23 protein-coding genes are annotated in these 24910 nt (G+C 67.5%); 13 read left to right on the top strand and 10 right to left on the bottom strand.

Annotated elements, in window-relative coordinates; translation table 11 throughout:
- Positions 1 to 36 precede the first annotated feature (36 nt).
- From ACFU4Z_RS29020 to kstR, 7 genes are all read right to left on the bottom strand, one after another.
- Positions 37 to 1212 (bottom strand): acyl-CoA dehydrogenase family protein, encoded by a 1176-nt coding sequence (locus tag ACFU4Z_RS29020; protein ID WP_379069012.1) that lies wholly within the window; start codon positions 1210 to 1212, stop codon positions 37 to 39.
- Positions 1213 to 1288: 76 nt separating this feature from the next.
- A complete protein-coding gene (locus ACFU4Z_RS29015; protein WP_379069009.1) occupies positions 1289 to 1444 on the bottom strand; it encodes a hypothetical protein in 156 nt (51 codons plus the stop codon).
- Positions 1445 to 1548: 104 nt separating this feature from the next.
- Positions 1549 to 2385, bottom strand: coding sequence for a metal ABC transporter permease (locus tag ACFU4Z_RS29010; RefSeq protein ID WP_379069293.1), 837 nt, complete (start codon positions 2383 to 2385; stop codon positions 1549 to 1551).
- A gap of 29 nt (positions 2386 to 2414) precedes the next feature.
- Positions 2415 to 3302 (bottom strand): metal ABC transporter ATP-binding protein, encoded by an 888-nt coding sequence (locus ACFU4Z_RS29005; protein ID WP_379069290.1) that lies wholly within the window; start codon positions 3300 to 3302, stop codon positions 2415 to 2417.
- A gap of 189 nt (positions 3303 to 3491) precedes the next feature.
- Complete coding sequence (locus ACFU4Z_RS29000) at positions 3492 to 4355, bottom strand: metal ABC transporter solute-binding protein, Zn/Mn family (protein WP_379069287.1); 864 nt, start codon at positions 4353 to 4355, stop codon at positions 3492 to 3494.
- A 247-nt stretch (positions 4356 to 4602) separates the two neighbouring features.
- On the bottom strand, positions 4603 to 7173 hold the full coding sequence (gene otsB / locus ACFU4Z_RS28995) for a trehalose-phosphatase (RefSeq protein ID WP_379069006.1): 2571 nt from the start codon (positions 7171 to 7173) through the stop codon (positions 4603 to 4605).
- 281 nt (positions 7174 to 7454) lie between these two features.
- Positions 7455 to 8105 (bottom strand): cholesterol catabolism transcriptional regulator KstR, encoded by a 651-nt coding sequence (kstR, locus tag ACFU4Z_RS28990; protein ID WP_379069003.1) that lies wholly within the window; start codon positions 8103 to 8105, stop codon positions 7455 to 7457.
- A 162-nt stretch (positions 8106 to 8267) separates the two neighbouring features.
- Here kstR and ACFU4Z_RS28985 point away from each other — a divergent pair, with 162 nt between their 5' ends.
- The 7 genes from ACFU4Z_RS28985 to ACFU4Z_RS28955 all read left to right on the top strand — a co-directional run bounded on the left by ACFU4Z_RS28985 (position 8268) and on the right by ACFU4Z_RS28955 (position 16122).
- On the top strand, positions 8268 to 10493 hold the full coding sequence (locus tag ACFU4Z_RS28985; RefSeq protein ID WP_379069000.1) for an acyl-CoA dehydrogenase: 2226 nt from the start codon (positions 8268 to 8270) through the stop codon (positions 10491 to 10493).
- Positions 10494 to 10518: 25 nt separating this feature from the next.
- Positions 10519 to 11583 (top strand): acyl-CoA dehydrogenase family protein, encoded by a 1065-nt coding sequence (locus ACFU4Z_RS28980; protein WP_379068997.1) that lies wholly within the window; start codon positions 10519 to 10521, stop codon positions 11581 to 11583.
- Positions 11568 to 12728, top strand: a complete 1161-nt coding sequence (locus ACFU4Z_RS28975) for an acyl-CoA dehydrogenase family protein (RefSeq protein ID WP_379068994.1) — start codon at positions 11568 to 11570, stop codon at positions 12726 to 12728. Before ACFU4Z_RS28980 ends, ACFU4Z_RS28975 begins: the two co-directional genes overlap by 16 nt.
- A 34-nt stretch (positions 12729 to 12762) precedes the next feature.
- The gene (locus ACFU4Z_RS28970; RefSeq protein ID WP_379069283.1) at positions 12763 to 13689 is read left to right on the top strand and encodes a bifunctional MaoC family dehydratase N-terminal/OB-fold nucleic acid binding domain-containing protein; all 927 of its coding nucleotides are present in this window, start codon (positions 12763 to 12765) and stop codon (positions 13687 to 13689) included.
- Positions 13686 to 14087, top strand: a complete 402-nt coding sequence (locus ACFU4Z_RS28965; protein WP_379068991.1) for a MaoC family dehydratase — start codon at positions 13686 to 13688, stop codon at positions 14085 to 14087. The genes ACFU4Z_RS28970 and ACFU4Z_RS28965 overlap by 4 nt, the downstream gene beginning before the upstream one ends.
- Positions 14080 to 15258, top strand: a complete 1179-nt coding sequence (locus ACFU4Z_RS28960; RefSeq protein WP_379068988.1) for a lipid-transfer protein — start codon at positions 14080 to 14082, stop codon at positions 15256 to 15258. The genes ACFU4Z_RS28965 and ACFU4Z_RS28960 overlap by 8 nt, the downstream gene beginning before the upstream one ends.
- A gap of 417 nt (positions 15259 to 15675) precedes the next feature.
- Positions 15676 to 16122: an NUDIX domain-containing protein gene (locus ACFU4Z_RS28955; protein ID WP_379068985.1), complete on the top strand. Its 447-nt coding sequence runs from the start codon at positions 15676 to 15678 to the stop codon at positions 16120 to 16122.
- 124 nt (positions 16123 to 16246) lie between these two features.
- Here ACFU4Z_RS28955 and zapE read toward each other — a convergent pair whose 3' ends face one another.
- Positions 16247 to 17257, bottom strand: coding sequence for a cell division protein ZapE (zapE, locus tag ACFU4Z_RS28950; RefSeq protein ID WP_379068982.1), 1011 nt, complete (start codon positions 17255 to 17257; stop codon positions 16247 to 16249).
- Between the two features lie 37 nt (positions 17258 to 17294).
- Here zapE and ACFU4Z_RS28945 point away from each other — a divergent pair, with 37 nt between their 5' ends.
- The 6 genes from ACFU4Z_RS28945 (at position 17295) to ACFU4Z_RS28920 (ending at position 22121) form a co-directional block, all read left to right on the top strand.
- Positions 17295 to 17636 (top strand): hypothetical protein, encoded by a 342-nt coding sequence (locus ACFU4Z_RS28945; protein WP_379068979.1) that lies wholly within the window; start codon positions 17295 to 17297, stop codon positions 17634 to 17636.
- Between the two features lie 162 nt (positions 17637 to 17798).
- On the top strand, positions 17799 to 18743 hold the full coding sequence (locus tag ACFU4Z_RS28940; protein WP_379068976.1) for a DUF4129 domain-containing protein: 945 nt from the start codon (positions 17799 to 17801) through the stop codon (positions 18741 to 18743).
- Positions 18740 to 19243 carry a hypothetical protein gene (locus ACFU4Z_RS28935; protein ID WP_379068973.1) on the top strand — a complete coding sequence of 168 codons (504 nt, stop codon included), beginning with the start codon at positions 18740 to 18742 and terminating at the stop codon, positions 19241 to 19243. Before ACFU4Z_RS28940 ends, ACFU4Z_RS28935 begins: the two co-directional genes overlap by 4 nt.
- Before the next feature lie 189 nt (positions 19244 to 19432).
- Positions 19433 to 20395, top strand: coding sequence for an AAA family ATPase (locus ACFU4Z_RS28930; protein WP_379068970.1), 963 nt, complete (start codon positions 19433 to 19435; stop codon positions 20393 to 20395).
- Positions 20392 to 21666, top strand: coding sequence for a DUF58 domain-containing protein (locus tag ACFU4Z_RS28925; RefSeq protein ID WP_379068967.1), 1275 nt, complete (start codon positions 20392 to 20394; stop codon positions 21664 to 21666). The genes ACFU4Z_RS28930 and ACFU4Z_RS28925 overlap by 4 nt, the downstream gene beginning before the upstream one ends.
- Positions 21663 to 22121 (top strand): hypothetical protein, encoded by a 459-nt coding sequence (locus ACFU4Z_RS28920; RefSeq protein WP_379068964.1) that lies wholly within the window; start codon positions 21663 to 21665, stop codon positions 22119 to 22121. The genes ACFU4Z_RS28925 and ACFU4Z_RS28920 overlap by 4 nt, the downstream gene beginning before the upstream one ends.
- Here the strand turns inward: ACFU4Z_RS28920 and ACFU4Z_RS28915 are convergent, their stop codons facing one another.
- Positions 22122 to 22988, bottom strand: a complete 867-nt coding sequence (locus ACFU4Z_RS28915) for a MaoC/PaaZ C-terminal domain-containing protein (protein WP_379068961.1) — start codon at positions 22986 to 22988, stop codon at positions 22122 to 22124.
- A gap of 203 nt (positions 22989 to 23191) precedes the next feature.
- Positions 23192 to 24901 (bottom strand): 3-oxosteroid 1-dehydrogenase, encoded by a 1710-nt coding sequence (gene kstD, locus ACFU4Z_RS28910; RefSeq protein WP_379068958.1) that lies wholly within the window; start codon positions 24899 to 24901, stop codon positions 23192 to 23194.
- Positions 24902 to 24910 lie beyond the last annotated feature (9 nt).

Here is a 24910-nt window from a genome sequence, read left to right as displayed (position 1 = left end):
CAGTCGCGATGCTCGAGATTTCGCCTAGTTCGGGGCTCAGTTGCTGCGCAAGACCTTGCGGCCGATGGCGTACTTGTGGACCTCGGTGGGGCCGTCGTAGAGGCGGAAGGCGCGCATGTCGCGGAAGATCATTTCGACTACGGTTTCGTCGCTGATGCCGATGCCGCCGAGCACCTGCACGCAGCGGTCGGCGACCTTGAAGAGTTCTTCGGAGACGAAGGCTTTGGCGATGGAGCTTTCGTGCCGCGCCTTCTCGCCCTGGTCCATCAGCCAGCAGGCGTGCCAGATGGTCAGGCGGCACTGGTGCAGTGCGATCTCGTTGTCCGCCAACATGAACGACACGCCTTGGTGGTCGCCGATCGGCTTGCCGAATGCGGTGCGGGTCTTGGCGTAGCCGACCGCGATGCTCTGTGCCCGCTCGGCCGCGCCGAGCCAGCGCATGCAGTGGGTGAGCCGGGCGGGGGCCAGCCGCAGCTGGGCGTAGCGCAGTGCCTGGCCGGTCTCGCCGAGCAGCGCGGACACGGGCAGGGTGAGGTTGTCGAAGCGGACGACGCCGTGGCCGCCGACGTAGTTGCGGTCCATCGTGTTCATGGTGCGTTCGATGACGATGCCGGGCTGGTCGCCATCGGTCAGGAACAGCGTCGGGCCTTCCGGCATGTGCGGGTTCGGTGCGACCTTGGCCATGATGATCCAGGTCTTCGCGCCGTCGGCGCCGGTGATCAGCCACTTGCGGCCGTTGATGATGAAGTTTTCGCCGTCGAAGGTCGCGGTAGTGGCCAGCTGGCCAGGGTCCGAGCCGGCGCCGTCCGGCTCGGTCATCGCGAAGACGGTGCGCTGGTGGCCGGCGACCGCGGGGGCGAGGTGACGTTCGACCTGCTCGGGGTTGGCGATCTTGGAAAGCAGGAACATATTGCCCTCGTCGGGCGCGGCGCAGTTCATGGCGACCGGGCCGAGGGTGGACCAGCCCGCGGCCTCATAGATCACGGCCTGCTCGATGTGCGTGAGCCCGCGCCCGCCGAGGGACTCCGGGGCCTGGACGGTCAGCAGCTTCTCGGCGCGGGCCAGCTCGACGAGTTCCTGCCGGAGCTCATCGGTCGGGCCGTGCGAGGTCAGCCGCGGGTCGCGCTCGAAGGGGACGATCTTGTCGATGACGAACTGGCGTACCCGGTCGCGTTCGGCGGCGAGTTCGGCGGGAATCGTGAAGTCGATCATCGTTGGTCACCATTCGTTCGGGGGTGCGTCCGTCGAGCATACGAAACCTCCGCAGCACTACTGAAGGCACCCGCCCTCAGCCGTTGGAGATGTCGCTCGCGCAGACTTGCGCGAATCGGAGTTCGTCAGATGTGTCGAGAATCCGATCGACGAACTGCACGATGCTCGGTGCCGCACCGCTCGGCGCGGGAACGCCGATCTTCCCCGAGTCCGCTCCGGCACTGCACCTCATCGATGCCCACACCTTCGACGGTTCCGGCAACGTGCTTGCACCACTATTGGGTCGAGCGGTCCGACGTGTGAGGTGAGCGGCCGCGAATCCGGCACTCGGTCGGCTCAGGCGATCCGGGCGACCCGGCGCCGCCGCGGCCCGACCACGCGGCAGATCAGGTAGATCAGGAACGAGATCGTCGTGACGAACGTCGACACCGGAACGCCGGGCGCGAGCGATAGCAGAATGCCGCCGACAGCGGCGATCTCGGCGAACACCACGGCAAGCACGGTGGCGCGCACCGGATTCGCGGTCAGCTGGGCCGCCGCCGCTGCCGGGGTGATCAGCAGCGCGAGCACCAGCAGGGCCCCGACGATCTGTACGCCGAACGCGGCCGTGATGCCGAGCATGACGGCGAACACCACCGACAGCGCCCGTACCGGTACGCCGCGGGCCAGCGCCACCTCCGGATCGGAGCTGGCGAACAGCAGCGGCCGATAGACCACCGCGAGCACGGCGAGCACCAGCACCGTGCAGGTCGCCAGCAGCGCGAGGCCGCTGTAGCCGACGCTGACCACCTGACCGGTCAGCAGCGAGAACTTCGATCCGGCGCGTTCGGGACCGAGCCAGAGGAAAAGCACCGAGAGCCCGAGCCCGAACGACAGCACCACCGCGATCACCGAATCGCGTTCCCGGGCTTTGGTTCCGAGCACACCGAACAGCACCGCGGCCACCACGGAGCCGACGATCGCGCCGAGGCCGACCCCGATCCCGGCAAGCAAGGCGGCGGCCGCGCCGGTCAGCGACAGCTCGCTGGTGCCGTGCACCGCGAAGGACATCTGCCTGCTGATGATCAGCGGGCCGATGGCGCCCGCGAGCAGCCCGAGCAGGGCCGCGGCCAGCACCGCCTGCTGGACGAAGGAGTAGGACAGCAGGTTGACGGTGGTGGAGAAGTCGAACATCTTCGACACCACACCCGAGAGTTTCTCGATCACGAACGAACCCCGCTCGGCTCGGTCTCGGTCGCGGAAGGCCGCGACTCCGTCTCGGCAGGCACGGTGCCGTGGCAATGCTGGGCGCCTGCCGCGCCGAGCGCGTCCATGGTGTCTCCGGTGCCGACCACGACGAGCCTGCCGCGTACCCGCAGCACATCGACCTCGGTCCGATACAGCTCCGACAGGACCGCCGAAGTCATCACCTCGTCCGGCGTTCCGATCCGGAACTTCCCGTCCACCAGGTACAGCACCCGATCCACCAGCGGCAGAATCGGATTGATCTCGTGCGTCACGAACAGCACCGCGGTGTCGTGGGTACGCCTGCGCCGATCGATCAGCTCGGATACCAGCCGCTGATTGGCCAGGTCCAGGCTGAGCAACGGCTCGTCACAGAGCAGCACCTTGGGATCGCCGACCAGCGCCTGCGCGACCCGCAGCCGTTGTTGTTCGCCACCGGACATGGATTCCAGTGGCGCGTAGGCGAATTTCTCCGCGCCGACGTCGGCGATAGCGGCCGCGACCTTGCGCTTGCGTTCCGCGCGCCCGCGCAGCCCCAGGCCCCAGCGGTGCCCGTCGACACCGAGTCCGACCAGGTCTACGCCGCGGAGTTGCACGCCTGCGTCGATGGTCTTCTGTTGCGGCACATAGCCGATGTCGGGATTGCCCGCGCGGGCGGGCGCGCCGGCGATTTCGGCGGTTCCCGAGCTGAGGGCGAGCTGTCCGAGCAGCACCTTCAGCAACGAGGTCTTGCCGGATCCGTTCGGCCCGAGCACCGCGACGAATTCGCCTTGCCGAACGTCGAGATCCAGTCCCTGCCAGAGCGTACGGTCGCCGAACGACATCCGAGCGGCGTCGAGATGGACAGCGGCCTCATCGCTGCCCATCCGCGATGGCAGCTGCCGTTCGACCGGTTCGGCATGTTCGGTCAGCGCGGTTCCCTCACTCATCTCGGCACATCTCCGCCCGCATCAGGCTCGGCCCCGGTGGCGCGGGTTCGGCCACCGGCCGCAGCAGCATGGTTCTCGGCGATATCGGTACGTTCCCTGGCCGCATCAGCTCAGCCCCCGGCGACATCATCTCAGCGCCGCGGCTAGCGCCTGGGCGTTATTGGTCTGCCACTGAATGTAATCCACGCCCTCGGGCAGAGTTTCGGTCACCTCGACGACGGCGAGGCTCGCCGAGTCCGCCAACGAGCGCAGATTCTTGGTGATCTTGTCCTGGGTCTGCACGTTGTAGACCAGGGCGCGGACCTTCTTGCCGGTCAGCAGATCCTGGGTCGCGGCGACAGCGGCGGGAGCCGGGTCGGTCTCCTGCTCGATCGCCTCCTGGAACTCGTGCGGGGTCAGATCCTCGGTGCCCGCGGCGACGAGCAGGTAGTGCGCGAGCGGTTCGGTCTGCAGCACCGGCGTTTTCGGATGCTCGGCGGCGATCTTGGTGGTGATCGCGGTGATCGCGCCCAACCGGCTCTTGAACGCCGCGGCGCGGTCGGTGTAGGCGGCGGCGTGTGCCGCGTCGATCTCACCGAGTGCTGCGGCGATCCGGTCGGCGACCGTGCCGACGGTGCTCAGGTCGTAGAAGACGTGCTCGTTCTCGTCGCTCTTGTCGGTGCGGGATTCGAAGGCATCGACGGTGCGCTTGTCCTTGCCTGAGACGGCTTTCTCGATGAATTCGTCGTAGCCGCCGCCGTTGTAGACGACCAGGTCGGCATCGCTGATCTCGGCGGACTCCACCGCGGAGGTCTCGTGGGAGTGCGGATCAGCCGACGGATCGCTGACGATGGACGTCACGGTGGCGTCCGGCCCCGCGATGGTCGCGGCGATGCCGCCCCACACATTCGTCGATGCGACGATGTTCGGTTTGTCGGAGTCCTTCGAGGCGCCGCACGCGGTGAGGGCGAGCGCGGCGGCCACTCCCACGCTGATGCCTGCGAATTTCATGGCAATTCGGGATCTCACGCGGGGGTACTCCTGGCGGCGCTCTGGATCTCGCAGCGCTGTGTTCCGACCGACCCGCAAGTAGTCGCTGGCGGCAGTGCTCTAGATCATAATGGAAATCGTTACCGTTTTACTTTAGCAAGAGTCCCCGCTGAGCACGAGTCGGTGTTTCCGGCGTCACCCGGATACGAGCCGGGCCCGCGAACAGGGTGATCGTTCGCGGGCCCGGGTTATGTGGTTGTCGAAGCTGCTAGACGAGCGCCTCCACCGGCTTGCCGAGCAGCTGGGCGCAACGCAGCAGGCCGAGATGGCTGTAGGCCTGCGGGTGGTTGCCGAGCGAGCGTTCGGCCACCGGGTCGTACTCCTCGCTGAGCAGGCCGGTCGGGCCCGCGACGTCGACCAGCTGGGCGAACAGCGCCTCGGCGTCCGAGCGTTTGCCGATCAGCAGATACGCCTCGACCAGCCAGGCCGCGCACAGGTGGAAGCCGCCCTCGCCGCCGGGCAGGCCGTCGTCGTGGTGGTACCGGTACACCGTCGAACCGCTGCGCAGCTCCGCCTCGGTGGCGACGACCGTCGCCGCGAACCGGGGATCGGAAGGATCGATGAGCCCGCTGAGCCCGATGTGCAGTGTGGCCGCGTCCAGGTCCGTGCCGTCGTAGGCCGCGGTGTAGGACTGGACCTCTTCGTTCCAGCCCTTGGACTTGACCTCGTCGGCGATGACGTCGCGCAACGTGACCCAGACCGGATCGATCTGCCGATCGAACTTCTGCGCAAGCGTGATCGCCCTGTCGATGGTCAACCAGCCCATCACCTTGGAATACACATGGTGGCGCGGGTTACCGCGGATCTCCCAGATGCCGTGGTCGGGTTCCTGCCAGCGCCGCTGCACCGCGGAAACCATGGCGTGCACCAGCTCCCAGTCGGCATCCGGCAGCACCTGAGCCGGATCGGTGATCCCCTTGTGCTCGCGGCCGTGGGCCAGCGATGCGATGAGGTCGACGATCGGACCGAAAACGTCCAGCTGCACCTGCATATTCGCGGCGTTGCCGACGCGCACCGGCCGCGAACCCGCATAACCCGGGAGCTGATCGATCGACGCCTCGGGCGGCAGGGTCTCGCCGTACAACGTGTACAGCGGGTGCAAGCGCTCCGGGCCGGGCAAGGTCTCGAGCACCCGGTGCACCCAGCCGAGGAATTCCTCCGCCTCGGTGAGTGAGCCCAGTGAAACCAGCGCCTGCGCGGTCAGTGAGGCATCGCGCAGCCAGCAGTAGCGGTAGTCCCAGTTGCGCACGCCGCCGATGTCTTCCGGCAACGAGGTGGTCGCGGCGGCCAGGATCGAACCCGACGGTGCGTGCACGAGCCCGCGCAGCGTCAGCGCGGAGCGCTTCATCAGATCCGGCTTCAGCGTCGGCAATTCGAGCTTGGCCGCCCACCGCGACCAGTAATCCTCTGCGTCCCTTCGCCGTTCCGGCTCGCTGCTCATGGCAGGGGCGAGATCCTGCGTGCCACAGCGCATTTCCAGCACGATCGGACCAACGGACGGATCGACGACGGCGCGCGCCGAGCTGTGCGTGCCATCGGTCAGGATTTCCCATTCCACGCCGGGGGAGCGCAGCACCATCGGGTCGTTGGTGCCGAGCACCCGCAGCCCGGTCGGCTCGCATTCGATGGTCACCGGCACCTGGCCGAATTCCGGTCGTGGCGCGAAGGTGACGACGGCTTTCGCGTCACCGGTGATCACCCTGGTCAGGTCGGTCCTGGTCGGCGCGACGTCGTGCGGCAGATAGTCGACCACTTGCAGGCTGGCCCAACGGGTTTCGACGGTCATGGTGCCGTCGATGTAGCGCTGCGAGAGCGGCAGCCCCGGCCGTTCCGGTGCGATGGTGAAGTGGCCGGCTTCGGGTCCGCCGAGCAGGTGGGCGAACACCGCCGCCGAATCCGGTTCCGGATGGCAGAACCAGGTGACCGTCGCATCCGGCGTCAGCAGCGCGACCGAGCGCGGACTCGACAGCATGGTCAGACGCTCGATGCGCGGCGCGCTCGCGCCCGCCAACCAGGTGCGCCGCTCTTCGAGCAGGAAGGCCAGCGCCCAGGACACGCACTCGGTGTTGTCGACCCGGAACTTCGCCAGGCTCTCGCCCTTGCCGACCTTGATGCCGACATCGGGACCCGAGAGCATGCGGAAGGCCTTCTCGTCGGTGACGTCGTCACCGAAGAACACCGCGGCGGACGCGCCCTCCTGGTGCCGGACGGTATCGAGCGCGACGCCCTTGTCCGTCTGGATCACCGCGAGCTCGATGACTTCCTTGCCCTCGGTCACCTGCACGCCGACCCAACAGGCCGGCCCCTGCCTGACCTGTTTGAGCGCGCGGAGGCCGATTTCCGGGCTGGCATTGCGCACATGCAACGCGACGCTGGCAGGTTTGATCTCCACCGAGGCGCCGGGGTTGTCCGCGGCGATCTGGGAAAGAGAGGTCTGCACTTCTTGCAGTAGCTGTTTAGCGTCGTTGTCGATGGCATGCACGAAGCCGACATCGAATTCGGAGCCGTGGCTACCGATGAGTTGCACCTCGACGGGGAGTCGAGACAGTGCCGCGAGATCCCGCAGCGCGCGGCCGGAAATAACGGCAGCGGTCGTTCCGGTGAGGCCGGCGAGCGCGCGCAGCGCGCTCACCGATTCCCGGTGGGGAAAAGCCTTCGCCGGGTCGGACACGATGGGTGCGATGGTCCCGTCGTAGTCCGATGCGACCAAAAGCCGTGGCACGCGCGCAACCGTCGACAAGGCACGGCGAAGTTCCAGTGGCAGATCCTGTGCGCTCACGCATCCAACCTAGTGATCGGAGGAGTTTTTTCAGGGGCGCGGTGAACAATACTTTGTTTAATTTGCCGCACATACGCGCGCCGCTGTGCGTGCGCGCGATTGCGTCCTGGGTCATCGATCACCTAGTGAATTTTTGCAGCTGGCGTGGTTTTACCCAACTTCCAGCGTGGGCTGCCTCACTTCGGCCGACGCGTGCGCAGGTACTCCCGGTGGTGGTGAGGCCGCCCGGCGGAGTTGCCTGGAATCAACTGGATCCGCGCTCGTCCGGGTGCGGCCCCGCCTTACTTGCGGTTCTCGCCCAACAGGAGATCGACCGTCAATTCCAGGCGCTCGGTGACATCGGTCGCCGAGGCGCGCCTGGTCAGCCAGGCCACCAGGTTCGAAAGCCACACGTCGCTGATGACCCGCGCGATCGCCAGCTGGCGTTCGGTGGGCTCGCCGTCGTTCATGGCACGTGCGAATACCCGATCCATCACCTTGCCGACCCGATCGACCTCGGCGGCCGCCGACGCGTCGGCGAACATGAAGGCTCTGGTCATGGCCTCGGTGAGCAGCGGGTCGCGCTGCATCATCCTGGTGATCTGGGTGAGCAGCAGATGCATGCGTTCGCGCGGCGACTGTCCGGCCAGCGGCTTTCGTTTGCCTTCGATCTGCTCGAATTCACGCGACAGCGCTGAGACGAGCAGATGCACCTTGGAGGGGAAATACCGATACAGCGTCCCGACCGCGACATCGGCGCGTTCGGCCACCGCGCGCATCTGCACCGCGTCGTATCCGCCCTTGGAAGCCAGCGCCAGGGTCGCGTCCAGAATTCGCTTCCGGCGTTCCCGCTGTGCGGCCGAACTCAGCTCGTCCTCACTGAGCGTGGTGACCGTCGCGGTAGGCGGTGCCGTGCTCGAGTCGGCAGGCTGGGATCGGGAGGGACTGGCCATTGATGAGAGTCCTTTCCGGAAACGTCGTTTCATCGGCTTGTTTTCGGGTCGGTGGCGTGCGCTTTCGACCCACAAGGCGAGGTCGTCTCTTGACTTCCGCCCAGCTAGGATATTAGAACATGTTCTAGGTGTGGGAGTCACGCCGGAGAGGCGGTATGGAGTGTGACCATCGCCACCACTGACGAGCATAAAGCCGTTCAGGAGTCGATGCGTGGATGGGCCGGATCGGTGCATCCAATTGCAACAATGCGCGACGATGCCACGAACTTCTGGCGCGCGTACTGGCCCGCGCTCGCGGATCTCGGGATCTTCCGGGTCGCGGTCGCCGAGGATGCGGGCGGCGCGGGCGGATCGGTCGCCGACCTCGCCGTTCTCATCGAACAAGCAGCGCATGATCTGGTGGGTGGACCGGTGCTGGCAACGGCATTGGCGAATCTGGTCACCGGGGGCGCCATCGATGAGGACCTGCCGTGCGGTGTCGCGCTCGACTTCATTGTCGAATCCGCAGTGAGCGTACCGGCCGCAACCGATGAGCTGCTGCTCACCGGTGTCTGGGATTCGGTGCTCGGCGCGGCGCCCGAAACCGCGGTGCTGTTGCCGGTGCAGACCCCGAACGGGCAGCGCTGGTGCCTGATTCCGGCGGATGCCGACGGTCTGCGGGTCGAATCGCTGCCGCCGTTGGACCCCAGCACCCCGCTGGCCAAGGTGCACTGCGCCGAGGTGCGGGTGCCCGCCGAGCGCGTGTTCGACTCGCCCCACCCGGTCGAGGATCTCGTGGCGGTGCTCGTCGCCGCCGAGCTCGCCGGGCTGGCAGGCTGGTGTCTGGAGACCGCGGTCGAATACGCCAAGGTGCGTGAGCAATTCGGGCGTCGGATCGGTTCTTTCCAAGCGGTCAAACATATTTGCGCCTGGATGCTGTGCCGAGCCGAGCTGATCCGTGCCGTCGCCGCCGACGCCGCCGCCGCGGTGGACGAAGGCGGGGCCGAGTTGCCGATCGCGGCCGCGATCGCCGCGACCATTTCCCTCGATGCCGCGGTCGATACCGCGAAGGACTGCATCCAGGTGCTCGGCGGCATCGGATTCACCTGGGAGCACGACGCGCACTTCTATCTGCGCCGCGCGATCGCCCTGCGGCAACTGCTCGGTGGTTCGGCCCGCTGGCGGGCCAGGGTGACCGAGCTGACCCGCGCGGGCCGCCGCCGCACCACCGGAGCGGACCGAGTGTTCGCCGCGGCGCGAGCGACGGATCCGGAGGCGGTAGCGGAGCGTGACCATGAAGGGGCCCGTGAACGCCGTCAGTCGAACACCGCCGATGGTGTCGCTGTCGACGCGAGCGCGAACGAGCTGGCCGCCGAGGTGGCCCGCATCGCCGCGCTGCCCGCCGAGCAGCGACGCGACGCCATGGTCGAGGCAGGGCTCGTCATGCCGCACTGGCCCGCGCCTTACGGTCGTGGCGCGGATCCGATGACGGGGCTGGTGATTTCGGAGGAACTGCGCCGCGCCGGGCTGGAATCGCCGGACCTGGCGATCGGCGGCTGGGCGGTGCCCACCCTGCTGCAGTACGGAACACCGGAGCAGATCGAACGATTCGCGTGGCCGACGCTGCGCGGCGAGGTCGTTTGGTGTCAGCTGTTCAGTGAACCGGGAGCCGGTTCGGACCTGGCCGCCCTGCGCACCACCGCCAAGAAGGTCGACGGCGGCTGGGTGCTGAACGGCCAGAAGGTGTGGACGTCGTTGGGCGACAAGGCGAACTGGGCGATCTGCCTGGCTCGCACCGACGCCGAACTGCCCAAGCATCGTGGCATCAGCTACTTCGTCGTCGATATGCGCAGTGCGGGGCTCGAGGTGCGCCCGCTCGTCCAGATCACTGGTGAGGCGCGCTTCAGCGAGGTGTTCCTCGACGATGTCTTCGTTCCCGACGACGGTCTGGTCGGCGCGCTGAACAACGGCTGGAAGATCGCCCGTTCCACCCTGTCGACCGAGCGGGTCGCCATGGGCGGCAACGGAATCGGGCCGGTGCTCGAGGAGCTCATCGCTAAGCTGCCCGCGACAGGGCCCGGGGCGGAACTGCTGAACGATCGGCTCGGCGGGTTCGTCGCCGACGCGATCGCTGGACTATTGCTCGAGCAGCGCGCCGCGGTGCGGATGCTGGCGGGTGGCGATCCAGGCGCACAGAGCAGCGTGCGCAAACTCGTCGGTGTCCGCCATCGCCAGGCGGTCGCCGAATTCGCCGTGGAGACGGCAGGTGCTATCGGTGCGCAGGACTCGGAAGTGGCAAAAGAGTTCCTGCTCACGCGCTGTTTGTCGATCGCTGGGGGAACCGAGCAGATTCTGCTGACCGTGGCTGGTGAGCGGATCCTCGGACTACCCCGCGACACGGACAGCTAGTCGACAAGTCAACTGGGAGAAAAGCGTGGACTTCACCAGGGACGAGGGCCAGGACGCCGTGGCCGAGGTCGTCGTGAGTTTGCTGGAGCATGAACCGGCACGGGATATCGAGCTGTGGCCGAAACTCGTCGACAGCGGACTGCTGTCGGTCGCCCTGCCGGAGCGCTTCGGCGGTGATGGCATGGGCCTGCCGGAAATAGCCGTGCTGCTGACCGAGCTGGCCACCGACGCGGTGGCGGTACCCGCCGTCTCGACGCTCGGTTTCGGGCTGCTTCCGCTGTTGGGCGCGTTGCCCGAGACCGTGGCCGAGCAGGTGTTCCCCGCAGTGGCCAAGGGAGCCGTGCTCACCGCGGCGGTGAGCGAACCGGCCAACCCGTTTGTGGTCAAACCGGAAACCACGGCGGTCGCCGAGGGTGATTCGGTACGCATCACCGGCCACAAGGTGGCGGTGCCCTACGCGGACCTCGCGCGCTGGCTGCTGATTCCCACCAATTCCGGTATCGCGCTTGTCGAATCGGACGCGGAGGGCATCACGCTGACACCGTCGCCGGTGTCCGGCGGCATTCCCGAGTGCAGTGTGCGGCTCGACAATGTCGAGATTCCGGCCGAGCGGCTGCTGCCCGGCGGCATCGCGCAGCTGCACCGGCTCGCGGTCGCGTCGATCGGCTCCGTCGCGGACGGGCTGCTGAAGGGCGCGCTCGTCTTGACCGCCGAGCATGTCCGCACGCGCAGACAGTTCAACAGGCCGCTTGCCGAATTCCAGGCGGTGGCACAGCAGATCGCCGATCTGTATGTCGTCTCGCGCACCCTGCACGCCGCGGCCGTATCGGCGAACTGGGCGCTGGCGCACGACGATCCCGGCCAGGCGCACCAGGAGCGGATCGACGACGATCTCGATGTCCTGGCCTACACCGTGGCGTCGGAATTGCCCGCGGCCATGCAGAAGTGTCATCACCTGCATGGTGGCCTCGGCGTCGACATCACCCACCCGATGCACCGCTACTACTCGCAGGCCAAAGACATCGCGCGCTGGCTCGGCGGCGAATCGTTCCGACTCGATCGATTGGGGGCCAGATGTTCATCGACCTGACCGCGGAGCAGCGCAAGCTGCGCGATGAATTGCGTTCGTACTTCGCCGATCTCGTGACTCTCGAAGAGGAAGCCGAGATGGCGGTCAACCGGCACGGCGACGCCTACCGCGCGGTGGTGCGCCGGATGGGTGCGGACGGCTGGCTCGGTGTCGGCTGGCCCAAGGAATACGGCGGCCAGGGCTTCGGTCCGATGGAACAGCAGATCTTCTTCAATGAAGCGGTCCGCGCCGATGTGCCGCTGCCGCTGGTGACACTGTTGACCGTCGGGCCGACGCTGCAGCAGTTCGGCACTGACGAGCAGAAGGCGAAGTTCCTGCCCGGAATCCTCTCCGGTGATATCCATTTCGCGATCGGTTACTCCGAACCCGAAGCGGGCACCGACCTGGCCTCGCTGCGGACCAGCGCCGTGCGCGAGGAGTCCGGCGACTGGATCGTCAACGGGCAGAAGATCTTCACCACCGGTGCGCACGAGGCCGATTTCGTCTGGCTGGCGTGTCGAACCGGGTCCGTCGAGTCGCGGCACCGCGGCATCACGATCCTGATCGTCGACACCACCGACCCTGGTTATTCCTGGACCCCGATCATCACCTGCGACGGCGCCCACCACACCAATGCCACCTACTTCGACAATGTCCACGTCCCGGCGAACATGCTGGTCGGCGGGGAGAACCGAGGGTGGAAGCTGATCACCACCCAGCTCAACCACGAGCGGGTGAGCCTCGGCCCGTCGGGCAAGATCGAGCAGCTCTACGACAAGGTGCGCGACTGGGCACAGCCGCGCGGTGTACTCGCCGAGGCCGACGTGCGCCGTTCGCTCGGCCGCATCCACGCCATGGTCCGGCTGAACGAGCTGCTGAACTGGCAGGTGGCGGCCACCGTCGACGGTGACCAGGCCACCGTGATCGCCGATGCGTCGGCGACCAAGGTGTTCTCGACGGAATCGCTGCAAGAGGCGGGCAGGCTCGCCGAGGAAATCATCGGCCGCTACGGCGATCCCGCCGATCCGGCCACCGCCGAATTGCTGACCTGGCTGGACCGCAGAACCAAACAGAACCTGGTGGTGACCTTCGGCGGCGGTGTCAACGAGGTGATGCGCGAACTGGTCGCCTCATCCGGACTGCAGTTGCCGCGGGTACCGCGATAGTGAACAACCAAAGGAGCCGCGCGTGCCGGAAACCATGACTCCGGAAGCGATTACCGCCGCCGCCGAGCGCATCATCGCGGCCGGGGACTGCGCGCCACGTCCCGGGCGTGACCCGGTGAACCAGCCGATGATCAACAACTGGGTCGAGGCGCTCGGGGATGCCAATCCCGTCTACGTCGACGACGAAGCCGCGCGGGCCGCCGGGTTCCCCGGCGCTGTCGCACCACCGGCCATGGCTCAGGTGTGGACGATGTTCGGGCTCAACGGTTCGCGCCCGGACGACGATCCGATGGCCAAGGTCACCGAGCTGCTCGACGGCGCGGGCTACACCTCGGTGGTCGCCACCGACTGCCAGCAGACCTACCACCGGTATCTCACCGTCGGTGAGCAGGTTTCGGTGACGAGCAGGCTGGCCGAGATCCGCGGCCCGAAGCGGACCGCGCTGGGGGAGGGCTGGTTCGTCACCTTCCAGACCAGTTGGCAGGTCGGCGACGAGGTCGTCGCCGAGATGCTCTTCCGGCTCTTGAAGTTCGCGCCCGGCACCGGCGCCGCACCGAAAGAACCCGAGGGGGCCCGCGTCAAGCCGCTGGTCTCCTGGGACACCGAGTTCTTCTGGGAAGGCACCAAAGCGGGCGAGCTGCGCATCCAGCAGCTGCCCGACGGCACGCTGCGGCACCCGCCGATCCCGGCGATCTGGAAAGACAAGTCCGAGCAGACCGACTATGTGGTGGCCTCGGGACGCGGCGAAGTATTCAGCTACGTCGTGCATCACGCTCCGAAAGTGCCCGGTCGGCAGCTGCCGTTCGTCGTGGCGCTCGTCGAATTGGAGGAAGGCGTGCGCATGCTCGGTGAACTGCGCGGCATCGACCCGGCCGAAGTGAAGATCGGTATGCCGGTCGAGGTCGAGTTCGACACGCTCAACGACGAGGCCGTGCTGCCGGTCTGGCGGGTGTGCGCATGACCGCCGTTGCGGTAGGCACTGTGCTGCCGGAGCTGGTTATCGAGGCCGACCCGACCTTTGTGGTCAGCACGGCCCTGGCCACCAGGGATTTTCAGGACGTCCACCACGACAGGGACAAGGCGATCGCCCGCGGTTCCAAGGACATCTTCGTCAACATCCTCACCGACACCGGGCTGGTGCAGCGCTTCGTCACCGATTGGGCCGGTCCGCGCGCGATAGTGAAGTCGATCGCGCTGCGCCTGGGTGTTCCGCTGTATTCCGGTGACACCTTGACCCTTTCCGGCACGGTGACCGAGGTGGTGGGCGACGAGGTCCACATCGACATCGTCGGCAAGGACAGCCTCGGCGACCACATTACGGCGAAAGCCGTTATCTCCTATCGGGGTTCGAATGACTGAGCAGGGTATCTCGGGCCGCGCGGCCATCGTCGGGATCGGCGCCACCGACTTCTCCAAGGACTCCGGGCGCAGCGAACTGCGGCTGGCCGCCGAGGCGGTGACCGCGGCGCTCGCCGATGCGGGGCTCACGCCCGCCGATGTCGACGGCCTGACGACCTTCACCATGGACACCAACACCCAGGCCGCGGTCGCGCGTGCCGTCGGGATTCCGCAGCTGAAGTTCTTCAGCCACATCGGTTACGGCGGTGGCGCGGCATGCGCCACCATCCAGCAGGCGGCGATGGCGGTGGCCACCGGGGTCGCCGACGTGGTTGTCGCCTATCGGGCATTCAACGAGCGGTCGGTGTCGCGCTTCGGCCAGTTCTCCACGGCGCTGGCCACCGCACCGACCTCGTCGGGCATCGATGCGGGCTGGTCCTATCCGCAGGGGCTCGGCACACCGGCCGCGCAGGTGGCCATGGTCGCCCGCCGCTACATGCATGTGTACGGCGCCACGAGCGAAGATTTCGGCCGGGTGGCCGTCGCCGACCGCAAGCATGCCGCGGTGAACCCGAACGCCTTCTTCTACGGCAAACCGATCACGCTGGAAGAGCACCAGAATTCGCGCTGGATCGCCGAACCGCTGCACCTGCTCGACTGCTGTCAGGAGTCCGACGGCGGGGTCGCGATCGTCGTCACCAGCGCCGAGCGCGCCCGCGATCTTCCGCAGCGTCCGGCCGTAATCGCCGCCGCCGCACAGGGTTCCGGTGCGGACCAGTACGTGATGACCAGCTACTACCGCGACGCCATGACGGGTCTACCGGAGATGGGCCTCGTCGGTGCGCAGCTCTGGGCGCAGAGCGGGTTACGCCCCGACGATATGCAAGCCGCCATCCTCTACGACCACTTCACGCCGTTCGTCCTCATGCAATTGGAGGAACTCGGCTTCTGTGGTCGCGGCGAGGCCAGGGACTTCATCGCCGACGGAGCCATCGAGGTGGGCGGCCGCCTCCCGCTGAATACGCACGGCGGCCAACTCGGCGAGGCCTATATCCACGGCATGAACGGCATCGCCGAGGCCGTCCGCCAAATCCGTGGCGCGTCCGTCAACCCGGTCGACAATCTGGAGAACATCCTGGTCACCGCGGGAACCGGCGTGCCGACCTCGGGCCTGGTGCTCAGCGCCGGCTGACCCCGATCCCGGTGTAAGCCGGGATCGCACGGCCGCCGCCGGGATGCGGGATGGTGTCTGCCGCTCTCCCGGCGACCGGCCGGGCTCGCGACCCATGCGGCCGGTCCGGCTGGTCGTGAGCGGCGCAGTGGATGCCGCAGCCACCCGCAGCGATGTCGTCGATCGCTACCGCGACGATGTCGCGGCCGGCCCAGCATGAATTTCCTTGGGCGGTACGGGGGCGAGTCGCTGCGGTATCCGCCGATCGTCGGGCGCGGCCTCATAGGGCTTTCGTCTATCAGCCGATCGATCTGCTGTGCCAGTGTCGATCCATGGGCTGCCGCCGGCCGACGCAGCCTGTCACAGTTTGCTGTCGGGGTACCTTGATGGTGGTAGCGGCCATACCGAACAGTATGCCGATCTGCCATAGGGAGCTTTATGACCGACCGGCACCTCGTCGATGTTCATGTCTTAGTCATCCGCGACGGTGAGCTGTTGCTCAGCAAGCGGCGCAGCAATGACGAGTTCGACGGCCGGTGGCATCTGCCTGCGGGCAAGCTTGAAGTGGGTGAGTCTGCGGCCGTCGCGGCGGCGCGGGAGGCGCACGAGGAGATCGGCATCGTGATCGACCCTGCGGGCCTTCGTCTTTTTCACGTCGCGCATGTGATCGGCTCCGGCCGCGAAGCTCGGCTCGGGCTTTTCTTCGAGGTGTTGCGCTGGACCGGCGAGCCGGTCAATCGCGAGCCGGACAAGTGCTACGAGCTTCGCTGGTTTCCACTCGACGCCCTACCGGAGGACTCGATCATCCGCTACTCGCTCGCCGGCATTCGGGCGTTTTCCAGTGAAAGCACCTACAGCGAGCGCGGTTGGAACCGTCGGCCGTGATGCCGCCGAATGGGGGGCGGGTGCGTTCGATGCGTTCGTCAGCCACACGCTTCAGAGGCGACCAACCCTGTTCTTCGGCAAGCGCCGCACAGCCGCGTGTGGGCACTCTCGCCCGGCGCTGCTGTCACGCCACAGCTGCGGCCGAGTCGTGCGGCGTGCGAATCAGGGCGGGGTCGGACTGTGGGAGCTCACCGAGCCTGCTGGCGGTCCGGGCGATATCGGGGAGGTTGACGTCGGCGACCAGGTCCGGCAGCGGTGCCTGTGCCGAGACGGTCAGCGGGAGGTCCGCGTCGTAGAGCACGTCGACGAGGTTCACCAGGCGCATCGCCCAGTCGGGCGGCACGTCACGAAGACGCGGCACCTCGCAGAGGGTCCAGGACGAAAAGCGCTGGGCCAGTTCGACATAGTCCGCGGAGGAGGTCGGGGCACCGCAGAGCGCGGTGAAGTCGAAGACGATCGACGCTCCCTCGACGGCCCGTGCGACTACATGCCGAGCGCCAACCGTCACCTCGACGCCACCCGCCTGCGCCAGCGGTCGCGCGGAAGGTGCGGGGCGGAGCAGGTATCGGCCCGCGAGGAAACCGGTGGGCGCGCTGCTGTGGGGGGCGCGGGTGCGGTAGTCGAGTGGGCCGTCTAGCGAGAGGACGTCCAGGTTGGCGGTGATGCGGGCGATGGTCGGCAGGAAGCGGTCGTGGAACAGGGGGTTGGGCAGTAAGTCCTGCGGCGGGTAGTTCGATGTGGCCACCAGCACGATGCGCCGGGCGAACAGGGCGTCGAGGGTGCGGGCGATCAGCATCGCGTCACCGATGTCGTGTACGTGGAATTCGTCGAAGCACACGAGCTCGGCGTCGTCGAGCAGGGCGTCGATGGCGCGATCGATGGAGCCGGATGCGGAAAGAGCCGTGTGCAATCGGGCGAAGAAGCTGTGGAAGTGGAAGCGGCGCTTGCGATTCGAGGCGATGTTCGCGAAGAACCTGTCCATCAGCATCGTCTTGCCGCGACCGGGCCTGCCGTGCAGGTAGATCCCGTGGTGACGTTTGACCGGCCGACCGCGTCGGTCGAGGAGTTCGGCGAGCCGTGCGGTGGCCCGCAGCTGCTCGGCATCCAATTCGATCACACCGGTATCCATGTCCATCCTCCCGATTCTCTATAGTTGTAGAGGATTGGGGGGTGTGTCCGCCAGGAAGGGTGACGATGTCCACAGCGACCGTCGCACGCTGATCGTCGACGCCGCCATCGACGAGCTCACCACACTGCTGTTGCCCTATCTGATCAGCAATCGGCGGCAGTCGAGCCAGCCCGCATTCGAGGTGGCTCCGACGCCGCCGCCGAGCGGTTGCGCACCGTCGAGGGGTGCTGCCGACCATAGGTCGCTCTTGGAGGCGCTCGGCCCAGCGCGTGCGGCGGGGCGGACCGCAGGCCGATGGGTGCTGGACGGAGTGGCGGTGCGGCGAGCCGGGCGTCGGTGCGACCGGCCTAGCGGCGGCCACAAGATTCGGCCGCCGACATTGTGATGGGGTCCGAACAGTGCTGATAGCCCACGCTGATCAGGCTGGAGCTGCGGTGTTGCCGATAAAGATGAGCGGGTCCTAAGTATTCGATTCGCGCTCGAGCGGACCGCTCGGCATGTAACTATGTGGCTGATTTGTGCAGTACTCAGAGGTGGCGGTAACGAAGTGGCCGGGGCGCGAGCGCCGATATTGCGCGTGATCGTGCTGATCACGCTGGTTGCGTTTGCCGCGATCGCGTTACGCGGACATATCCCGGGCGCGGCGGGGCCCGCGCAGTCCCGATCGATCCCGTCGGCGCTCGCGGTGGCGTTGATGCCGGTGCTGCTCACCGTCTCGATCGTCATTCTGATCGCCGGAGTAATCGCAAGTCAGCATCGGCTTCCGCTCGCCATGCCGGTATCGGATCGCGTCGTCGAACGCAGGTCTGGACGGCTCGGCAGGTTCGGCTTGCTGGTGCTTGCCGTGCTGGCAGGTCTTTCGTTGGTGATCGCGGCGGCGTCGGCGATCTTCTTCGTCGGCGTCGGTCGTGACGGCGGCGCCGAGCGGCCGCCGCCCCCCACCGGCTCCGCCGAACCGACCGAACAAGTTGTCACCACGCCCGCCGACCCGTCCGTGCCGACCGGCCAGCTGACCGGCACCGCGCTGCTGTTGGCCACGATCGCCGCCATCGTGCTGGTCGCCGTCGCCATCATCGGCTTGGTGGTGGTCGCGGTGGCGGTCCGGCGCAGACCGGTTCCGGTTGCACCGCCGCCTGCCCCGGCCACGCCGACCGAGGCCGGCTCACTGGCGCGGGCCGCCGAGATGGGTCTTGCCGCGATGAACGCGCCGGGCCAGGACCCGCGCACCGCGATCATCGCCTGCTACGTCGCCATGGAACACGGCCTGTCCTTCGATCGCGCTGCCGCGCCGCTGGCCTCGGACACCCCGATGGAGGTGCTGGCGCGCGCCTTCGAACGCGGTGCACTGCACGACGCGTCCGCACGGGAACTGGTCGCACTGTTCGAGGAGGCCAGATTCAGCCCGCACTCGATGCTCGAATGGCAGCGAATGCGCGCGGAACAGTTGCTGCGCATTGTGCTCGCCGATCTGCAAGGTGAGGTGCGGGCGTGAATCGCAGGGGAATCGTGCTCGGCGCGGCAGCCGTCGTCGTGCTGATCGAACTCGTCACCTTCGGCAAGGCGCGCGAAGCCATGCTGATCCTCGCCGGAGTCCCGGTAGCGCTCGCGCTTTTTCAGCTGATCTGGTCGCTGCGCGCCAAGCCCGCGCACAGCGACCGCGACCACATCGACACCGACGATATCGAGAACGGCCCCGCGGAGATGCTGTACCACTGGCACGCCAGGGCGGAGATGCTCGCCGACCGGGCCGAGGGGACCCGCGCCGAATGGGACCGGCACCTGCGGCCGCTGCTGGCCAAGGAGTTCGAGTTGTCCACCGGTCTGCGGGTCGCGAAGAACCGCAGGGCGACCGAGGCCGCCGGAATACTGCAGTTCGGTCCGGAACTGTGGCGCTGGGTGGATCCGGCCAACTCGGCCTTGCGCGATCAGACGACTCGCGCACCTGGGCGGGCGGCGCTGGATGAAATCCTGCGTCGGCTACAGGGGATGTAATGCGGGGCATGAGAGGTCAGGCCCGGAGGAGGCAGTGTGCGTAACCACGTAGGGCCCCGATCATGCCCAATTGAACGTCGGCATGAGAGGTCAGGCCCGGAGGAGGCAGCGTGTGTCACCACGTAGGGCCCCGATCATCAATCGAACGTCGTCTACAGAGAATGGGTTGAGGCAAGTGCGGGAAGTCAAATGACGATGCCGATGGACGCGACCGTCCAGCGCAGCGAGGCGGTGCTTCGGGAGTTGTCCCGGGTCATCGTCGGCAAGCGGGACGAGTTGCAGCTGATCATGATCGCCGTCTTGTCCGGTGGTCATGTCCTGATCGAGGACCTACCCGGTCTCGGCAAAACGCTCATCGCCAGATCTTTCGCCGCCGCGTTCGGGCTGGAATTCACCCGTGTGCAGTTCACACCGGACCTGTTGCCCGCGGATCTGCTCGGGTCGACCATCTACGACATGACCTCGGGCCGGTTCACTTTCCGGCGCGGGCCGGTGTTCACCAATCTGCTGCTCGCCGACGAGATCAACCGGACGCCGCCGAAGACACAGGCCGCGCTGCTGGAGGCCATGGCCGAGGGCCAGGTCAGCATGGATGGCGAAACCTATTTGCTGCCACAGCCCTTCGTTGTGCTCGCGACCGATAATCCGATCGAGTACGAGGGCACCTATCCGCTGCCGGAGGCGCAGCTGGACCGGTTCGCGATTCAGCTGCGGCTCGGCTATCTCTCCGAGCACGACGAGACGCAGATGATCCGCCGCCGTCTGGAGCGTGGCTCGACACCGCCGACGGTGGGACAGGTGGTGGACGCGAACGGGCTGCTGGAAATGCGGCAGTCGGTGGAGTTCGTCACGGTGCACCCCGATGTGGTCGGCTACGTCGTCGCGCTCGCGGCCGCCACCCGTGGGCATCCGCAGGTGGAGGTGGGTGCGAGCCCGCGCGCCGAACTCGACCTGGTGCAGATGTCGCGGGCGCGAGCCTTGCTGCTCGGCAGGGACTACGTGATCCCGGAGGACGTGAAAGCGCTGGCGATTCCGGCGATGGCGCACCGGATCACGCTGCGCCCGGAGATGTGGGTGCGCCGGATCCGCGGCGAGGACGTCATCGGCGAGCTGTTGCGCCGCCTTCCGGTTCCGCGCGCCTCGGTGCCATGACACATCGCGACGCGAGCACGACCATCGAGGTCGAATTACAGTGGCGGCCCGCGCCATTGGTGTTCATGCTCGCGGTGTGCGCGGCCTCGGCACTGCTGCTCGCGGTGGCATTGGGCCGCTGGCAGCTCGTGGTGTTCGCCGCGCCGCTGCTCGGCGTGCTCGCCACCGCGTCGTGGCAGCAGTCGCCGACCAGGATCCAGGTCGACGGCGGTGGGACGCTGCGGTGTTTCGAGACGGAGGAGGTCGTGCTGACGGTCGCGGCCTTCGTCGAGGCCGGACACGCGCTGCTGCGCTGCAAGTCCGAACCGGTGGAAAAGCTCGGGATCGAGGTCGAGGAGGCGAGCGATTCCGGGGCGGCTCCCGCCGGGCTGCGGATGGCGTTGACGGCCGACCGTTGGGGTCGGTATCCGCTGTCGGTACGGATTTCCGCGCTCAGCCCGGCGGGACTGTCGGTGGCCTCCGCGGTGGTGCCCGCCGGTCAGCTCTTCGTCTATCCGATCACCGATCCGCAGCGCATGGGGCTGCCGCGCACCGAGCTTCCCGAACGGCTCGGCACCCACCTGACCCGCAAATACGGTCCCGGCGTCGAGTACGCCGATATCCGCGCCTACGCCCCCGGCGACCAGCTGCGGATCGTGAACTGGCCGGTGAGTGCGCGGCGCGGCAGGCTTTACGTCACCGAGCGGCTGACCAACCGTTCCGCGGATGTGGTTGTGCTCGTGGACACTTCGCAGCAGGCGCCGGGACCCGCCACCGAGTCCTTGGAGCTGTCGGTGCGCGGCGCCGCGCAAGTGGTGCAGTCGACATTGCAGGCCGGTGACCGCACGGCGGTCGTCTGCCTCGGCCAGTCACCGCGCTGGCTGCGGCCCGATATCGGCCGCCGCCAGTTCTATCGGATCGTCGACACGGTGCTCGATGTCGGCGACGAGCACATCCCGACGACCGGCACGCTCGCACCGCACGGGGCAGTGCCGATCGGCGCGATCGTCGTCGCCTTCTCCACTTTGCTCGACACCCAGTTCGCGCTGGCACTGATCGATCTGCGCAAGCGTGGGCACGTCGTGGTCGTCGTGGATGTCCTGCGCGGCACGCCTTTCCACGATCATCTCGACCCGACGCTGGCCAAAATGTGGCAGCTGGAGCGCACGTCGATGTACCGGGACATGGGCACTGTCGGCGTCGACATTGTGGCGTGGCCGGATGGTGCGCGCCTCGATGAGGTGATGCGTCTGATCCCGGAGCATCGGCGCACGGTTCGGGTGCGCCGATGATCCGTTTCCTCGCCGTCCTGTCCGGTGCGCTGCTGGTGACATCGGTGACCCTCATGACGCCATGGGCAGGCATCCCCGCATTGATCCTGGTCGCGGCGGGCTGGTGGTTCCGGCTCGCGGCCGTCGCGGCGGTACTGCTGGCGGTCGGTGTGCTCGCCGCCGCCGACACCGGCGTGCTCGCCGCCGCGGCGACGGGATTGGTCGCCACCACCTACCTGCTCAACACCGCGACGGTGTCGGCGCCGATCGGTGTGGTCCCGACGACGGTTCCCTCGGTGGTCGGCGCCGTCGGATTCGCCGCCGCGGCTGTCGGTGCCGCACTGCTGCCGCTGCGCCTGGCCTGGGCTCCGATAGCGGCGCCGATCGTGGTGATCGTGTTGTACGCCTTGATAATCCAGGGTCTGGCCGCGCGCCGCGGCCGCACCGGAGACGAATCCGCGGCGGCCGCGGGCTGATCAGGCGGGCAGGAAACGCAGCGTGACGTCGCCGAGCACGGGGGCGTCGTCGCGTTCGACCACGGTCGCCGCGATGGTGAGCTCGTCGCCTTCGCGCCAGATCCGGGTGCGCAGGGTTTCACCGGGGTAGAGCACCCCGGCGAAGCGCGCGCGGAATCCGGCGACCCGGCTCGCGTCCGAGTCGAGCACGGTGTCGGTCGCGGTCTTGCAGACGATCCCATAGGTGCACAGTCCGTGCAGGATCGGGTTGGGGAAGCCTGCGGCGCGGGCGAACGCGGGGTCCGAATGCAGCGGGTTCCGGTCGCCGCACATCCGGTACAGCAGCGCCTGCTGCGGCAGCGTCGGTGTGATGACATCGAAATCCGGTGTGCGATCGGGCAGCACCGACTTGGTGCTCGGGCCGCGTTCGCCGCCGAAACCGCCCTCGCCCTTGGCGAAGATGGACGAGCGCGCGGTCCACAGCGGCTCGCCGTCGGAACCGGTGACCGTCTGCTCCTGCACGACGACGGCGGCCGAACCCTTGTCCCACAGTTCGGTGATCCGACCGGTGCTGGTCGCCTTGCCCGCGGCTGGGATCGGTCGGTGCACCTCGACCTCCTGATGCCCGTGCACCACCTTGGCCAGATCGATATCGATGCCGGGGAACCGCACCTTGGGCGGCTCGGTGTCATGCAGCGTCGCGGCGACGGTCGCGAAGGTCGGCAGCACCTGTGGGCCGCGGTCATCGAGATAGCGCAGCTCGGCGGGGTCGGTCCAGCGGGTGCCCGCACCCAGCCCGAGCTGATAGAGCTGCACGTCGGACGGCGTCCACGCGAACTCCCGGCTCGGGAGCTCCGCGCCGAGCGCGATTTGCGGGTCGATGGGCATCGAGTTCTCCTTGTGAGTGCTTGTGGACAGCTTCCGCCGTCCGGTGCAGGCGGCCTTCGGTCGGACGCGTCCTTGCTGGGTCGATCCGAGGCGACCTCCGGACCGTCCCTCGCGGTGACGGTGGCCTCGGATCGATCCTGCGGCGTCCGAATCGGACGGGCAAGGGGGCGTCCGGTCGGTGAGACGGACGCCGCGTCGATCGGTTACGCCTCGGCGGCGGTCTTGTTCGACAGCTGCTTCTTCCGCTCGGCGATATCCAGCACCGCCAGGTAGCCGAAGGTGATGGCGGGTCCGATGGTGGCTCCGGGGCCCGCGTAGGTGTGGCCCATCACCGGAGCGCTGGAGTTGCCGGAGGCGTAGAGGCCCTCGATCACGGTCTGGTCCTCGCGCAGCACACGGCCCGCGGTATCGGTGACCAGCCCGCCCTTGGTGCCGAGGTCGCCTGGCACGATTTTGGCCGCGTAGTAGGGGCCCTGCACCAACCCGGCCAGGCACGGGTTCGGCTTCACGGTCGGATCGCCGTAGTACCGGTCGTAGTGGCTGTCGCCGCGGCCGAAGTCCTCGTCCTTGCCGAGCTCGGCGAAGGTGTTGAACCGGGCGACGGTCGCGGCGAGGGTGTCGGTGGGCACGCCGATCTGCGCCGCCAGCTCCTCGAGCGTGTCCGCCTTGACGATGTTGTCGTTTTCCATCCAGCGGGACGGAAACCGCAGACCAGGCTGCAATCCGGCGAAGATGTAGCGGTTCCGGTAGCGCTGGTCGAACACCAGCCACGAGGGGATGTTCTCGCCGGGACCCTCACCCTGCCCGTATTCGCCGCCGTACATGGTGTGCACAGCCTCGACGTAAGGAGCGGACTCATTACCGAATCGCTTGCCGTCGGCGTTGACCATGATGGTGCCGGGCAGATTGCGCTCGGCCAATGCGAACCACGGCCTGCCGCCCTTGAACAGGGTCGGCCCCCACCACGCGTCCTCCATGAAGCCGACGGCGCCGCCTGCCTCCATGCCCGCGATGATGCCGTCGCCGGTGTTGGCGGCCGCACCGGTGGTCCACTCGGTGGTGATCGGCTGTCGCTGGTATTTCGTCCGCATCTCGGCGTTGTGCTCGAAACCGCCGCTGCCGAGTACGACGCCGTAGCGCGCGGTGAAGGTGACGGGCTCGCCGTCCTGCAGCGCCTCGACGCCGGTGACCACCCCGTTGTCCACGATGAGCTTGGTCAGCGGGGTGTTCAGCAGCAGCGGCACATTCGCGTCCATGACGCCCTTGCGCATGGCCGCGATGATGGCCTGACCCATCACCATCAGGTGCTTGCGGGTGAACTTGGCCCAGTAGGTGCGCGCGCCGACCCGCAGGGCCCGCATCATGCCCTTCGGATGGCGGCGGATCAGGTTCAGGCGCACGAAATCGGCCTGCGTGACCGCCACGTTCAGCGGCGCCTTGGCGTACGGCGGCTCCAGCTTGAACCGTTCCTCGCCGAGGATCATGGCGTTGAACGGCTTCGGCTCGCACGAGCGCCCCTCGCCCGTGCCGCCGGGGGCCTCCGGGTAGTAGTCGGAGTAGCCGGGCACCCAGTTCATCTGCAGCGGGGTGTGATCGAGCACGAAGTCGAACGCTTCCGCGCCGCGGTCGATGTAGGTATCGATCCGTTCCTTCGGGACCACGTCGCCGATGATGCTGTGCAGGTAGGTGCGCGCGACCTCGCGGTCGTCGGGCCGCCCGGACGCCAGCAGCGCCTTGTTGCCGGGGATCCACACGCCACCACCGGAGCGGGCGGTCGATCCGCCGTAGTGCGCGGCCTTCTCGATGATCACCGCGCTGAGCCCATGGTGTGCCGCGGCGAGGGCGGCGGTCATGCCGGCAGCGCCGCTCCCGACCACCACCACGTCGTATTCCCGATCTGTCATGTAGAACACGTTATAGAA

The organism is Nocardia sp. NPDC057440 (assembly GCF_042802915.1).
Lineage (GTDB): Bacteria > Actinomycetota > Actinomycetes > Mycobacteriales > Mycobacteriaceae > Nocardia.
This window is presented reverse-complemented; position numbering and strand designations above follow the sequence as displayed.